Source organism: Hyunsoonleella rubra (assembly GCF_042684665.1).
Lineage (GTDB): Bacteria > Bacteroidota > Bacteroidia > Flavobacteriales > Flavobacteriaceae > Jejuia > Jejuia rubra.
Map to the genome: position 1 here is coordinate 48,618 of NZ_JBHULY010000025.1, position 15,226 is coordinate 63,843.

At 36.7% G+C, this 15,226-nt stretch carries 15 protein-coding genes; 14 read left to right on the plus strand and 1 reads right to left on the minus strand.

Annotated elements, in window-relative coordinates:
- Nucleotides 1-310 precede the first annotated feature (310 nt).
- The 6 genes from ACFSR8_RS10940 (at nt 311) to ACFSR8_RS10965 (ending at nt 7,005) form a co-directional block, all read left to right on the plus strand.
- A complete protein-coding gene (locus ACFSR8_RS10940) occupies nt 311-2,020 on the plus strand; it encodes a sensor histidine kinase (protein ID WP_380291947.1) in 1,710 nt (569 codons plus the stop codon).
- On the plus strand, nt 2,017-2,766 hold the full coding sequence (locus ACFSR8_RS10945; RefSeq protein ID WP_380291949.1) for a LytR/AlgR family response regulator transcription factor: 750 nt from the start codon (nt 2,017-2,019) through the stop codon (nt 2,764-2,766). The genes ACFSR8_RS10940 and ACFSR8_RS10945 overlap by 4 nt, the downstream gene beginning before the upstream one ends.
- 118 nt (nt 2,767-2,884) lie before the next feature.
- Nucleotides 2,885-4,501, plus strand: coding sequence for an ELWxxDGT repeat protein (locus ACFSR8_RS10950; protein ID WP_380291951.1), 1,617 nt, complete (start codon nt 2,885-2,887; stop codon nt 4,499-4,501).
- Nucleotides 4,502-4,745: 244 nt separating this feature from the next.
- Nucleotides 4,746-5,690 carry a M28 family metallopeptidase gene (locus ACFSR8_RS10955; RefSeq protein ID WP_380291953.1) on the plus strand — a complete coding sequence of 315 codons (945 nt, stop codon included), beginning with the start codon at nt 4,746-4,748 and terminating at the stop codon, nt 5,688-5,690.
- Nucleotides 5,683-6,366, plus strand: a complete 684-nt coding sequence (locus tag ACFSR8_RS10960) for an SDR family NAD(P)-dependent oxidoreductase (protein WP_380291955.1) — start codon at nt 5,683-5,685, stop codon at nt 6,364-6,366. The genes ACFSR8_RS10955 and ACFSR8_RS10960 overlap by 8 nt, the downstream gene beginning before the upstream one ends.
- 3 nt (nt 6,367-6,369) lie before the next feature.
- Nucleotides 6,370-7,005, plus strand: coding sequence for an HAD family hydrolase (locus ACFSR8_RS10965; protein ID WP_380291957.1), 636 nt, complete (start codon nt 6,370-6,372; stop codon nt 7,003-7,005).
- 17 nt (nt 7,006-7,022) lie between these two features.
- Here ACFSR8_RS10965 and ACFSR8_RS10970 read toward each other — a convergent pair whose 3' ends face one another.
- Nucleotides 7,023-7,595, minus strand: a complete 573-nt coding sequence (locus tag ACFSR8_RS10970) for a hypothetical protein (protein ID WP_380291958.1) — start codon at nt 7,593-7,595, stop codon at nt 7,023-7,025.
- A gap of 108 nt (nt 7,596-7,703) precedes the next feature.
- On the opposite strand from ACFSR8_RS10970, the gene ACFSR8_RS10975 reads away from it, so the two are divergent.
- The 8 genes from ACFSR8_RS10975 to ACFSR8_RS11010 all read left to right on the plus strand — a co-directional run bounded on the left by ACFSR8_RS10975 (nt 7,704) and on the right by ACFSR8_RS11010 (nt 15,169).
- Nucleotides 7,704-8,300: a SprT-like domain-containing protein gene (locus tag ACFSR8_RS10975; RefSeq protein WP_380292144.1), complete on the plus strand. Its 597-nt coding sequence runs from the start codon at nt 7,704-7,706 to the stop codon at nt 8,298-8,300.
- Nucleotides 8,301-8,305: 5 nt separating this feature from the next.
- Nucleotides 8,306-9,385 carry a mannose-1-phosphate guanylyltransferase gene (locus tag ACFSR8_RS10980; protein WP_380291960.1) on the plus strand — a complete coding sequence of 360 codons (1,080 nt, stop codon included), beginning with the start codon at nt 8,306-8,308 and terminating at the stop codon, nt 9,383-9,385.
- A gap of 74 nt (nt 9,386-9,459) precedes the next feature.
- Entirely contained in the window at nt 9,460-10,932 is a 1,473-nt protein-coding gene (locus ACFSR8_RS10985) for a DUF389 domain-containing protein (protein ID WP_380291962.1), read from the plus strand.
- A 115-nt stretch (nt 10,933-11,047) separates the two neighbouring features.
- Nucleotides 11,048-11,425: a thioredoxin family protein gene (locus ACFSR8_RS10990; protein ID WP_380291964.1), complete on the plus strand. Its 378-nt coding sequence runs from the start codon at nt 11,048-11,050 to the stop codon at nt 11,423-11,425.
- The gene (locus tag ACFSR8_RS10995) at nt 11,422-12,354 is read left to right on the plus strand and encodes an FAD:protein FMN transferase (RefSeq protein ID WP_380291966.1); all 933 of its coding nucleotides are present in this window, start codon (nt 11,422-11,424) and stop codon (nt 12,352-12,354) included. Before ACFSR8_RS10990 ends, ACFSR8_RS10995 begins: the two co-directional genes overlap by 4 nt.
- The gene (locus tag ACFSR8_RS11000; protein ID WP_380291968.1) at nt 12,335-12,544 is read left to right on the plus strand and encodes a DUF4266 domain-containing protein; all 210 of its coding nucleotides are present in this window, start codon (nt 12,335-12,337) and stop codon (nt 12,542-12,544) included. The genes ACFSR8_RS10995 and ACFSR8_RS11000 overlap by 20 nt, the downstream gene beginning before the upstream one ends.
- A gap of 9 nt (nt 12,545-12,553) precedes the next feature.
- The gene (locus ACFSR8_RS11005) at nt 12,554-13,768 is read left to right on the plus strand and encodes a DUF3570 domain-containing protein (RefSeq protein ID WP_380291970.1); all 1,215 of its coding nucleotides are present in this window, start codon (nt 12,554-12,556) and stop codon (nt 13,766-13,768) included.
- Nucleotides 13,769-13,900: 132 nt separating this feature from the next.
- Nucleotides 13,901-15,169: an NTP/NDP exchange transporter gene (locus ACFSR8_RS11010; protein WP_380291972.1), complete on the plus strand. Its 1,269-nt coding sequence runs from the start codon at nt 13,901-13,903 to the stop codon at nt 15,167-15,169.
- Nucleotides 15,170-15,226: the final 57 nt, after the last annotated feature.

Genomic DNA, 15,226 nt, shown 5'->3' on the forward strand with positions numbered 1-15,226 from the left:
TTTTATTCAAATACGTATTCAATGATAACACTTGTTTGAAAATTAATGACACTTATTTAATGAACATAACTTTTGCAATTTGTATTGCTCATTCAAAGACTGAACTTTCAAATTATTGCTTAATTTAGTTTTAATAACCATTCAGGTTTTCATTAGTGTTTTGTTGTTAGATAATTTTAGATTTAAAGTAGGATTTCAGCTTTTCTTAAGAGTTGCAATGCTTTTGTATATTATCTTTTGGTCAATTTCGCTTCATACTCAAGAACGCTGTAGGTGTGACATGCCTTACCCAGAAATCAATTATTATTCGATGGACTCCATATCTGTTGTTCATGCAACAAACGCATATCTGAGTTCGGAAACCGAAAGTTGTAAATTTAAAGGAGAATCAATTCTCTTTCACTTTTATTTAAATAACAATGATTTTGACAAAGCGTTAAGCATTATAAATCGACAAGAACAGCTTTTGAATACATTTAGTTGCAAGGGACAATTTCAATATCAATTACTTAACAATAAGTCTATATACTATAGAGCGATTAACGATTTAGAAAACCTTTCGAACTTTGCTTTTAAAACTTTGGAAAGTGCTGAGCGCTTAAAAGACCCCAAGAAAGAAATTGATGCTATTCAGCATATTGTATTCGTGTTTACAAGATTAAACGAAGACGATAAAAATTGGAGCTACATAAAAAGAGCACAAAAGTTAATAGAAGTCTTAAAACCCTCAAAAGAAACCGCGCCCTATTTGAGGTGGCTTGCCCAAGAATACGAAACAAAATATACGTTAACCGAACGGGAAACCTTAATTGATTCCGCATTACTATTTATCAATAAATCTAAAACAATTGCACTTAAATATGATATGAATGCGGAACTATCAGAAACCTACAAGGTATTGGAGGGCTGTGCGTACCACAAGAAAAATTTTAGCAATGCTGTAACTTATATTGATTCTTCGATATATTATGCCAAAACCATTAAAGGCAATGTAAATTTAGGACCATTATACATCTATAAATCTTGGGATTTATTAGAAATGGAGCAAGTTGAGGAAGTTAATAAAAACCTTGATTCAGCATTAAAATATGATAAATCCAGTGGAGGAGGTAAAATGTATTTTTACCATGAAGTTTCTGCAATTTACGAAGGCATAGGAAAAAGGGACAAAGCACTTCATTATTACAAAAAATACGCCTCGCTAAAAGACAGTGTCTTAAATATCAAAACACTTGAAAAGGTGAATGATATGGAGCAGAAATATAACAAGGTAGCCAATGAAAACAAGATTGTTCAGCTTGAAAAAACAAAGCAGTTTTATTTGTTTTTGATTTTGGGAAGTCTACTCACCTTGCTAACGTTTATTTTGCTGTTTAGGCAACGAGCATTAAAAAATAAACATAAGATTATGCTTACGGAGCAACGGTTGAACAAAGCCAGAATGGATCCGCATTTTTTCTTCAACGCCATGGCATCCTTACAAAATTTATCCTTGGAGGAAAATAGCCCAAATACATCACTATTTGTTTCCCGTTTCGCAAAAATAATGCGACAATCTTTGGAAAACACCTATGAAGACCTTATTCCATTGGAGGATGAAATTGATTTTCTTAAACACTATTTGGAAATACAGAAATTGCGCTATCCCGACAAATTCGATTTTAAATTTTCAATTGATGATACTTTAGAAATCGATGAACTTTATATGCCATCAATGATACTGCAACCTTTTGTTGAAAATGCCATAGAACATGGGTTTAAGAATATTAACTTTAAAGGTATGCTTAACGTTGGTTTTAAAGACCTTCAAAATGTCATTCAAATTACGGTACGTGATAACGGAAAGGGGTTTGAAACAAAACCAATAGAAAAAGAGTACAAATCTAGAGCAATGCAGATTATAAAAGACAGGCTTTATTTGTTCAATGTACAGCATAAATCCAATGCTAAATATATTGTAAGTCAAAAGGTTGATGGGTTTGAAATAGAAATTGAGTTACCAAAATTATATCAAATATGAAAGTTTTAATTGTTGATGACGAATTAAACATCAGGGAAGGGCTAAAAAAAATGATTACAGCGTTTTGTCCCTATGTTTCCGAAATAGGCGATACTTATGGTGTGCAATCTGGATTGGAAGCTATTAAGAAAGAACAACCGGATTTGGTATTGTTGGATGTAGAACTGGAGGACGGTACAGGAATGGATTTGTTATCATCACTCGATGTTATCGATTTTCAGCTCGTTTTTATTACAGCGCATAACAAATACGCCATTGATGCATTTAAGTTTAGTGCCATCGAATTTTTATTGAAACCTATTGATACTGATAATTTGATGCACGCTTTGGACAAGGCCAAAAAACAAATTGGGAACGAGAATTTAGCAGAACAATTGCAAATTTTAAAACAAAGTTTAAACGCTATAAGGGCTAACGATAAGAAAATTGTGCTCAAAGATATCAATTCCATCTATTTCGTAAAGGTAAGCGACATCGTTCGGTGCGAATCCGACGGACAGTACACGCAGTTTCATTTAAGCGATTCACAAAAAATACTGATTTCAAAATCCCTAAAGGAATACGAAAAATTGTTGGAGCCTTATGGTTTTATAAGGCCTCACCATTCGCATCTTATTAATCGCCATAAAATCGTTCGCTTTGATAAAACCAATGGTGGTACTTTACTAATGGAAACCAATTGCCGTATCCCAGTGTCCCACAGAAAACGTGCCCATATACTTCAGGTATTGGACAATCAACAGTAAATTGCACTTATATATTATGTTGTAACGACTGTATAACGCCCTTTTACAGTAAATAATGTTGGTGTTTTTTGGATAGAATTTTCATGATTTTTGGCTTAAATCTTAAACCAAATTTATCATGAAAACAAAACTACTTATTTTATTAAGTTTCACTTACTTGCTTAACTACGCTCAAGTAAGCCAAGTTAAGGACATCAACTCTGGGTCAGCTTCAAGTAACCCTGAAAACTTAACCATATTCAACAACGGATTTGATGATACGCTGTACTTTACGGCAACCACAACTGCCCAAGGTAATGAAATGTGGAAATCTAATGATGCCACATCGGCGCAAACAACAATTTTGGCTGATATAAATCCCAACACGGGAACAGGAAGTTTTCCGAAAACGCTGACTAAAGCAGGAAACTTCAGGTTATATTTTACTGCAGATGACGGCACTACAGGAAGGGAAATATGGTACACTAACGGTGTTGGAGCAACGCTTTATTTTGATCTTTATGCAGGAAGCACAGGTAGCAACCCTACCGAACTAGTTTCCAATGGTACAAATGGTGTATTCGCATCTTGCCATACATTAACTTCTATTGATTATGGTACAGAAATAGTTAATACCGCCAGTTTTAGTATAACAGATGTTGGAACTGGGGCATTGAATGGCGAACCCGAAAATCTTTATTTTGAAACAGCCAATAACATTATTTACTTTTCAGGGAACAATCAATCAGGATCTGGAAAGGAACTTTACCAATGGAATGATGGCTCTAATGGAACGCTAGTTGCTGATATTAATACAAACCCGATGGGAGACAGCAACCCAAATCATTTTATTAATTTAAATGACAAGATTTATTTTTCTGCAGAGGATGGCAATGTTGGAAATGAATTATTCGAACTGGATTACAATGGTGGCAACCAAGTTGTTATAGTAAAGGATATAAATATCAATGCTGGAAGTAGTAATCCTGGAGAAAAAATTGTGTTCAATAATAAAATTTATTTTTCAGCGGATGACGGCATCAATGGTACTGAATTATGGGAATCAGATGGGACAAATGCAGGAACACAATTGGTATTTGATTTATACTCTGGAATTCAAGGAAGTAACCCTAAAAATTTCACAATTTATAACAATAGGCTATATTTTTCAGCATTGCACCCATCGTTGGGTACGGAATTATTTTATATGACCACTTCTGGAAACGTTATTTTAGCTTCCAACATTGCCTCTGGGGCGTCAAGTTCTAATCCCGAATATTTAAAAGTGTATAACGGTAAGTTATATTTTAGCGCTACCGATGGGATAAACGGCATAGAACTTTGGGAAACTTCCGGGACAGCTTTTAGTACCTTGATGACCGCAGATATCAATACGGCAGGTTCTTCAGATCCAAGTGAATTGGTAGTAATGGACGGCAACAAGCTAGTGTTTTCGGCAGACGATGGGGTCTCTGGAAGGGAGCTGTGGAAATATATCGACCCTACATTATCTTCAGACACCTTTGAATTAGATAATCAAATTGTACTTTTTCCAAACCCGGCTAATGATACATTTTCAATACGTTCAAATTTGAAAGTTGATGCTGTGTTGTTAATGGATATTTCTGGAAAACAAATAAAAACATTCAAAAGTAATTTAGAGGATTATAGCATTAGGGATATAATGTCAGGTATGTACTTTGTGAATATACAAACGGACAAGGGAAGCGTCTTAAAAAAGCTAGTCAAAAATTAAATTCTTTTGTAAAGGGGCAAATCACGTAGGTTTTAATAGTTAAAAGACAAGAATCGGAAATGGCTATGCTGTCAAAACTAAAAAAATATAAGCTGGAAATCTTTATGACCCTTTTCTACGGCGTCATGATAAGCTTGATATTCGTGGCCCTGAGTTAGGTTAATAGTCAAGTCCCCAATTTAAACCTGTTTCATGCATTCGCTGAAACAGGTTTTTTTTATCTTTAAATTTTTAAAACCATAAAATGAAAAAAATATTTTATTTGATCCCCTTTGCTTTGATGTACTGTTGTAAAGGTGAAGTTAAAACTGAACCAATTATAATTACCTCAGAAGAAATTCAAGAAATAGTTGGTTATTTGGCCTCAGATAATTTAAAAGGAAGAAACACAGGTACCGATGGCATCGATAAATCAGCTACTTATATTGAAACACGATTTAAAGCTTATGGTGTGAAGCCATACTTTGAGAGCTATCGTGACAACTTCAAAGTAGATAGCCTCAACGCATTTAATGTTGTGGGCTATTTGGAAGGCAGTGATAAAGCGTTGAAGGATGAAGTCATCATTTTAGGAGCACATTACGACCATATTGGTTTTCAAAAAGACATTGAAGGAGATTCTATCGCCAATGGTGCCAATGATAATGCCGCCGGAACTAGTGCAGTGATAGCAATGGCAAAATATTTTACTCACAAAAAGAATAACAAACGAAGTATCATTTTTGCGTTGTTTTCAGCCGAAGAAAAAGGCTTGTTGGGTTCAAAACATTTGGCAAAACGCTTGAAGGAAGATAAGCTAAACCTTTATACAATGGTCAATTTTGAAATGATTGGAGTGCCTTTTAAGGATAGGGATTATGAGGCGTTTTTAACGGGATATGACACGTCCAATATGGCCGAAAAAATCAATACTTATGTGGGATCAAATTTAATTGGAAAGTCTGATGTTGCCGTAAAATATCAATTGTTTAAAAGGTCGGATAACTATCCATTTTATTTGGAATTTAAAGTCCCTTGTCAGACAATTTCTTCGTGTGATATGTCTAATTTTGATTATTACCATCACGTGGATGATGAAGTCGATAAATTAGATTTTAACTTTATGGCAAACTTGATAAATAAAACCATTCTAGCCATTGAAACCATGAGTAACACACCAACAAAGGAAATTAAAATCACGAATGAGTAAAAATATCATAGTTACAGGAACAAGCAGGGGCATTGGCTTTGAGTTGGTACAATTGTTTGCCAAAGCAGGGCACAATGTATTGGCACTTTCGAGGAATGAAAAGCCTATTCAAGATTTAAATCTTGAAAATGTATCTTGTTTTTCTTTTGACTTGAATGATTCCAAAGCCTATCAAAATGTAAAAGCCTTTATTGAAAAGGAATGGGGTCAGGTAGATGTGCTCATCAATAATGCGGGAGCACTTTTAAACAAACCTTTTTCAGAAACTACGATTTCTGATTTCGAAACCGTATATAAAACTAATGTTTATGGAGTTTCCGAATTAACAAGAGTCGTTTTGCCATTTATGAAAGGTGGAAGTCATGTAGTAACTATAAGTTCCATGGGTGGGGTTCAAGGGAGTATGAAATTCCCTGGTTTGGCGGCCTACAGCTCCAGCAAAGCCGCAGTTATCACCTTAACGGAATTATTGGCTGAGGAATATAAAGATTTTGGTATCTCATTCAACGTATTGGCTTTGGGTGCTGTACAAACCGAAATGCTGGAAGAAGCTTTCCCGGGATATCAAGCCCCAATCACAGCACCAGAAATGGCAGAATACATCTTCGGTTTTTCTTTGAACGGCAACAAATACTACAACGGAAAATTACTTCAGGTATCTAATTCTACACCATAATTTATGAGCAAATACAAATGCATCATTTTTGATTGCGACGGTATTTTAATTGATAGCGAATCCATCGCCATCGGCGTTTTGGTGGATATGGCGAATGATTTGGGAGCAAAAATGGACTTTGAAACCTCTTTGATTGATTTAAAAGGGAAATCGCTAAACTCCTGTATGGCGTTGATTTCTGAGCGTATTGGAAAACCGCTTCCCGTTAATTTTGAACCCGATTATCGTATCAACACATTCGAGGCATTCCGCAAGGATATTAAACCCATTGAAGGGATTAAGGAAGTGGTTGAAAACCTAGAAATACCATTTTGTACCGCATCCAGCGGCCCCGCCAACAAAATACGTTTAAATATGGAAATCACGGGTCTGTTGCCTTATTTCGATGGCAAGATATTTAGCTGTTACGACATCCAAAAATGGAAGCCAGAGCCCGATATTTTTTTATGGGCGGCAGAAACTATGGGTTTTCAGCCTGAGGAATGTTTAGTGGTTGAGGACAGTGTTTCAGGGGTAAAGGCGGCAAAGGCTGGTGGCTTTGATGTGTTTGGCTATACCGAACATGATTATAAAAATGAACTTAAAGCCTTGGCTACACAAACTTTCGATAGTATGGATAAGCTTTTGGGGATGATTTAATTTATCAATCCATTCTTTTAATTTCTTAGAGGAAAGGATAGCGTTATGCCAACACCTCCATTCACCTGTTCTAAGGAAGGGTGTTCGTAATAGGTTACAGCGAGTTCAACATTATGTTTAGGGCCTAAAGCCAACCCCAGCGAATAGGGGATATGAATAAAAGCCCCACTTTCATCAATATTGGTTAAAGGTGTAAAGGTTTCAAAAGCTCCAATAGATGCACCAACTCCAATTTCAATAAAAGGAGCTACCCAAGGAATAGGTGCCACAACTCTTACCTTGCCACCAAACATAAAGGCCTTTGATGATACTTTAAAATCGGCTAAATTGGGATTGTCCGAATCCGCAGGAGATGTTAATATAAACCCTGCATACGGGCGAACGCCAAACCAGGTTTTTATGCCCATTACGTATTCAGCTTGGGCATAAAAACCTGATCCGGAAATATCAAAATCATCATAAGGAAAAGTGATACCTATTCCAATGGAGGCATTTATAAATCTTCCTTTTTGCGGTTGTGCATATGCAGTGGTTTTAAATATTAGGGTAAGTGCTGAAACAAAAAATATGGAGCAAAACTTCCTGGGCATAATTAAGAATTTAAAGATAGCAATTTCTATATTTTTTATGAATAATCCTACTAAAAAGATAACCTAATTCAGCCTTGAAAATCGATGAAATTGGCTATTTTTGTACTGATGCAAACCGCTCTGGAAAGCTATATCCCAAATAAAGCCCAACCTGAAGTTGTCAGGCTTTTGGAACATGATAATCTTCTGGTCAAAATTAAGAATGAACGTAAAACTAAACATGGCGATTACAGGCCGTTGCTAAACGGGAAGCATCAAATTACCATCAATTCCAATTTAAATCCTTACCGTTTTTTAATCACATTAATCCATGAGATTGCCCATTTTGAGGCATATAAAAAACATGGTAGATTCATTAAGCCCCACGGCAGGGAATGGAAACTTACTTTTCAGTACTTAATGCTCCCATTTTTAAATCCGGAAGTGTTCCCAAATGATTTGTTGCCACTTTTGGCAAACCACTTCAAAAACCCAAAAGCGAGTAGCGATACCGATGTTAAGTTATCGTTAGCATTGAAACAATTTGATGCACCTAATGATAAAACTTATATTTTTGAATTACCTGCTGGCAGCACATTTAAATTATATAACGGCAAAGTATTTCAAATGGGAAAGAAACGTACAAAGCGTTTTGAATGTGTTGAGATCAAAACGGGCAAAATATATCTGTTTAATCCAAACGCAGAAGTCGAACTGATAAATTAGAAAAAATGAATAAAAATTATTATGCCATATTAATGGCCGGAGGTGTAGGCTCACGTTTTTGGCCTGTAAGCACCCAGGATTTCCCAAAACAATTTCACGATATGTTGGGGACTGGGGATACTTTGTTACAAAAAACGTTTTACAGGTTGGCAAGTTTTATCCCAAAGGAAAATATTCTGATATTGACCAATGAACGTTACAACGATTTGGTTTTGGAACAGCTACCTATATTAAACCCGGGCCAAGTTGTGTTGGAACCAGCGATGCGCAATACGGCACCTTGTATTTTATATGCCTCGTTGAAAATCCAAAAGGAAAATCCAAATGCGGTAATGATAGTGGCACCGAGCGACCATTGGATTGAAGATGAGAAAGCCTTTGCCAAAAATGTAACACAGGCTTTTGAGTTCTGCTCGGAAAACGATGCGTTGATGACTTTAGGCATTCAACCAACTTTTCCAAACACGGGCTATGGCTATATCGAATATGATAAATCGTCTTCCACAGAGATAAAACCCGTAAATCAGTTTAGGGAAAAACCAGATTACAACACCGCCAAGGAATTTATTGCACAAGGTAATTTTCTTTGGAATGCTGGTATCTTCATGTGGAGCGTGAAGAGTGTGGTGAATGCTTTTAAAAATAATCAACCCAATTTATTCGAATTGTTTGAAAATGGGATAACGGCATACAATACCGATGCCGAAAAGGATTTTATTGCTGAAAATTACCCAAAGGCGGAAAACGTTTCTGTGGATTACGCCATCATGGAAAAATCAAAAAATGTATTTGTGATTGCCGCTGAATTTGACTGGAACGATCTCGGTACTTGGGGTAGCCTTTACGATAAATTGGATAAAAGTGAATCCGATAATGCATTAGTTAATGCCAAGGTTTTGGCCGAAGAGGCCTCCGGAAATATGATTCGAACGGAAAAGAAAAAAATAGTGGTTGTGGACGGCATCAGCGACTACATTATTGTCGATAAAGAAGACGTATTGCTTATTTATCCCAAAGCCAAGGAGCAGGACATCAAAAAAACACTGCAAAAAGTTAAGGACAAGTTTGGCGAGAAATATGGGTAATTCCTAACATTTTTTTAAGTCCGTTGTATTTTAAATTGTCTTATATTCGTGAGGTATGAGCCAATTTAAATACAATGGAAGAAAGTAAATTCAATTTTTCTGAGGAGCCAGAAGAAAAAAATAGCGAGCAAAAAGTAGAGGAATCCAAAGAGGAAGTTAGAAAAGGTGCCCAGGGATTATATGCCAGCACCAAAAAATTTCTGAATGAACTTTTAGATTTCAGGGAAGATACCGACAGGGATGCCACCATTCAGGCCATAAAAGGTGATATTTCCTTTAAAGGCGCCACGGCTTGGATTTTAATATGTTCCATTTTTGTGGCTTCCGTGGGACTCAACGCCAATTCTACAGCCGTTGTAATCGGTGCCATGCTAATTTCTCCTTTAATGGGACCTATTTTGGGCGTAGGGCTTTCAATTGCCATAAATGATATTGACACTTTGCGACGGTCGTTAATCAACTTGGCTATAATGATTGTGTTGAGTTTATTGACCGCATTTCTGTTCTTCAGATTTTTTCCGCTTAGCGAAGATACATCAGAACTTTTAGGCCGGGTAAAACCGGATATTCGGGACGTTTTAATTGCTTTTTTTGGCGGTTTGGCACTCATCATTGCTAGAACGAAAAAGGGGACTATTGCCTCTGTGATTTTTGGCGTGGCCATTGCTACAGCCTTGATGCCTCCTTTGTGTACGGCGGGTTACGGACTTGCCAAGGCCAATTTCGTCTATTTTGGACAGGCCATGTATTTGTTCACTATAAATACCATTTTTATTGCCTTGGCCACCTTTTTGGTGTTGAAGTTATTACGATTTCCAATGTTGCGATATGCCAATTCTAAAAAGCGAAGGATGATTTCAAGGGTGGCTACAATTTTAGCCATCGTGGTCATGATTCCGGCAGGTTTCACGTTTATCGATGTATATAAAGAAAGTAATTTCAAGAGAGATGCAGCACTTTTTATTGATGAAGAATTGAATGCTTTGCCTCATGCAGAGTACATCAAAAATAATTCGTCATATAAATACGGTGGTGATGAAGACAGCAAGATTTTATTAAATTCCTTTGGCTTGGATGAAATCCCTGAAACCACAATAGACGTTTTACGAACTAGGTTGTCCAGCTATCCATCCTTGGCTTCAAATACACAATTGATATTTAACCAAAGCAGAAGCACTGGCCTGGACAATTTTAAATATATGAAGGAACTGCGGGCTAGGGATTCTTTGGATATTCTATCGCAAAGCGAAAAGATCGCCTTTTTAGAAAGTAAGGTGAAACAATTGTCCGTTTTAGAAAAAAACTATTTTGCATTTGATGAATTGACCAAGGAAATGAAGATAAATTATGATGCCATTGAAAGGATATCCTATTCAAACGTTATCAGTTCCAATTTTTCAAAGATGGATACATTGTCGGTTTTTGAGGTAAAATGGGTGGACTCTTTGTCTAATAATGAATCACGGGCAAAAGATAAATCAAAACTAGAAAATTGGCTGAAGTTTAAATTGGATTTGGATACCCTAGTCGTTAAAAGGTTGAACTAGGATAAAATTGTCAGTCCATATTTCGTTTTAAGAAAAAGGTTTAATTTTAAGGCGACCAAAAACCCGATACCTTATTAAAAATCTAGTTTTAATTGTAGTTGTCATTGTAGTTTGGATGACTACCAGTAGTTATTCAAACCCATCGCTCTCTTCAAATACATTCACTCTTTTTGTTTTTGAGGGTTCTGATTGGTGCGTTAATTGCCGAAGACTTGAAAAAAATGTTCTGTCAGATACAACTTTTATTTCATTTTTAAATGAAAAACAAATCACACTGACTAGGGTGGACTTTCCTCAAAGAACAAAACAGAACAGTCAAGTGAAAAAGAACAACGAACTATTGGCGGAACGTTATAATTTTGATGGTATTTTCCCCACTTTGATTCTTTCGAGGAACGATACCTTACTCTATCGAAAACTTTTCTACAACAAAAAGCAGGATTCTAAGGGAATGCAAGACCTTATATTAACTCATCTTAAAGCCTTGAAATGAAAACTTTTGTCCACAAGGAAAAATTGATGGGTACGGCATTCAGTTTGGGCGTTGTGGCAGAAGATGAGCAAGAGGCAAAACATTGGCTCAAAATTGGGGTTGATGAAATTAAGAGAATCGAGGATTTACTTTCTGAATACAAAACTACATCGGTCACTTCAAAAATTAATGTTTTTGCAGAAAAGCGTCCAGTGTCGGTTGATAATGAGACGTTTGCGCTTATTGAGCGAAGTATTGCGATTTCAAAATTAACCAAAGGTGATTTTGATATTACTGTTGGTCCTTTAAAAAGACTGTTCAATTTTAAGAACACTGATTTTGAAATGCCATCTAATGGTTTGATAAAAAAGACTTTGGATTCGGTTGGATTTCAAAATATTAGTTTGAATAAAGAAAAATTAGAGGTAGCTTTTAAAGCAGAAGCTATGAAAATCAGCTTTAATGCTATTGGAAAAGGTTATGCATCCGATAGGGTAAAAAAGCTATGGAAAGGGCACGGTGTTACCTCCGGATTTATAAATGCCAGTGGGGATTTAACGGCTTTTGGGCAAAAGCCTGATGGCTCTAATTGGAACATCGGTATCGCCAATCCAAATACGAAGAACCAAGCTCTTTTGAATATTCCGCTGGTCAATGCCTCGGTAGCTACATCAGGGGACTACGAACAGCATTTTTTATGGAAAGGGAAACGTTATTCTCATAATATCAACCCGCATACCGGGATGCCTTTGTCGGGCATTAAAAGTGTAACAGTCATATCCCCAAGCGCTGAACTTTCGGATGCCTTGGCCACGGCGGTTTATGTTAAAGGGGTTGCCAAGGGATTAGAATTTATTAATCAATTACCTCAAACCCATTGCATCATAATAAATGACGACAACCAATTATTTTTCTCTAAAAAAATGGCCTATGAAAATCATGTGGCTTAGTCTTTTGTTAGCAATATTGCTGTCGTCCTGCAAAGCGGTAAAACCTTATGAACAGCAATATGTAAGTGACCCTGAAATGCAAATGCAAAATGATACGGGGAAAAATTTCAATCTTTATGTGCAATCCATTCGAGAGGGAGCAACCCCAGCTGGAAGCGCCAAAGGTAGTGGAGGATGTGGCTGTAACTAATACTTTGGTATGAACAAGAAACTTTTGATGGTCGGGAGTTTTGCTTTCATGCAATTGATGGCAAGGGCGCAGGCAAAAGAGAATGCACAGCAGGAGCGTTTGAATAAAACCGAGGTGGAGTTGGTGTACAACCATTATCTTCAATATGGGGATAATTCGGCCGTTACAGGTGGGGTGGGTACGGAGCGCTTAATTGTGTATGGTCCTTCATTCACCATGAAAAAATCTTGGAAAACCAATACCATTTCTTTTAATCTTGGGACGGATGTGATTTCCTCCGCTTCCACCGATAATATTGATATGATTATGTCTTCCGCATCGCGATTGGATGCCAGGACTTATGCCTTTACTTCTTTTGAAAAGAATCTTCCAGTTCACAACATGCTACTGTACGGCGGTATTGGTTTTTCTATAGAGAGCGATTATTTTTCCGTTGGAACCAAGATTGGATTGGTAAAGGAGGATAAAAAAACCTTGACTACTTATTCCGCTCAATTTCAAATGTTCAATGACGACTTACGCTGGGGTAGATTGAATTCTAAAACAAGCTACGGTCCCTCAAATTTGATATATCCCGAAGAATTGAGATTTCAAGAATGGTACGATGAAGTAAAACGGAATTCTTTCAATTTAAGACTCGGGATATCAAAGCCGATTGATAAAAAGAACATTCTAGGTTTTTATCCCGAAATCACGTATCAGGAAGGCCTTTTGGCAACGCCGTTTCATCGTATTTATTTTTCGGATGGCACATTAGGGGTGGAGCAGTTGCCAGATGAACGCTGGAAAGGAGCCCTGGCAGTAAAATGGAACAGATTTCTTTTGGGGAATATCATTTTAAAAAATGTACTGAACGGGTATGCAGATAATTTTGGGATAGTTGCCGTATCATTTGAAAATGAAACTGTCATTAAACTTAAACCGGAATTTCAATTATTGCCCAACATTCGATTTTATACGCAAAAGGGTTCTAAATATTTTGATGAGTTCATGCAGCATGATGTCAATTCGGAATTCTATACCTCTGACTTTGACCTTTCAGAATTCCAAACCTACAACGCAGGACTAGGCATAAAATTGAACCCGCACAATAGTTTAAAGCGAAAGAGACTATTAAATGCTATAGTAATTCGATACAACTTTATGTATCGTTCCAATGGATTGAAAGCACATATTTTTTCGTTTAGCTTGCAAACGGAGTCTTATCGAAATCCAAAAAAGTGAACTAGGAATCGAAGGAGTGATACCGATGTATTGGAATTAGTGATCAATATGAAAGCACCATAAGTTTTTGGAATGACAATTTCCAAGGATTTTGACAGTTGAATAGGGTTTTTTTAAGTAAATTGGATTAAAATGCTAAAAAGTATTCTAAACAAGACCTCTGAAATAAAAGCGCACGAAATAAAAGCGACGGTATTATCTTTTCTATTTGTTTTTATTCTAATGTTGGCTTATTATATCTTGAGGCCAGCTAGGGATGCCATGGCCAGTGATTGGTCTGATTCGGAGGTGAGTCAATTGTGGACACTAAATTTCTTTCTTAGCACGGGAGTTGTAGCACTTTACGGAATTGCAGTTTCTAAAATGAACTTTAAGTTTTTGGTGCCCAGTGTTTATGTGTTTTTTGCCATTACTTTTATTCTTTTTTATTGCTCGATGTCTGCTATGGACGATAGTAAATTGGTGGACAAGTGCTTTTATGTTTGGTTAAGTGTATTTGCCATGTTCCATCTTTCGGTATTCTGGAGCTTTATGTCTGACATTTTCAATAAGGATCAGGCACGAAGACTTTTTGCAACCATTGCGGCAGGTGCCAGTGCCGGAGCTTTAATTGGACCAATGATTCCAACCTTGTTCGCTGGAATAGGAACGGACAATCTCATTTTGGTAGCAACATTGTTGCTTTTAATTCCGATCCCAATTATACTCACTTTAACTAGGCTTAAAGCTAGCGAATTAAAGAATGAAGATGAAGCAACAGATAAAAGCAAGTACAAAATTGGCGGAAACCCGTTTGCTGGGTTTAAATATTTTGTAACTAATCCTTATCTCTTAGCCATTGGAATCTTTATTTTGCTTTATACCATGATAAGTACGTTTGTGTATTTTGAACAGAAGAATTTACTGGCCGAATATGATAGGCCTACCAGAACCCAGATTTTGGGTAGTATAGACTGGATTGTCAACGTTTTAACTTTCGCCATAGCATTCTTTGCAACGTCCAGACTTGTCAAAAAAATAGGAATGGGTTTTACGCTTGCACTTATGCCCTTAATAGTATGTATCGGCGTTTTGGTTTTGGCATTTGCCCCAATAATAGTGGTACTTTTGGCACTTCAAGTAGCACGTAGGGCAGGAAACTATGCAGTTACCAAACCAGCGCGTGAAATGCTATTTACCGAAGTGGACAAGGAAACAAGATTTAAGGCAAAACCAGTGATTGATATTGTGGTTTATCGAGGTGGAGATATGACTACCGCATGGATTTTTACTGGACTTACTGAAGGATTGGGACTTGGATTTACCGCAGTAGGTGTAATTGGGGCGGGTATTGCGGCAATATGGGCTGGTGTTGGCCTGTGGATGGGTAAATTATATAACCGCCAAAAGACCTTGGGGTAGTCTTTGATTGATAATAATCACAAATATTTCTTTTTGAAAATTTAAATAATAAAGACA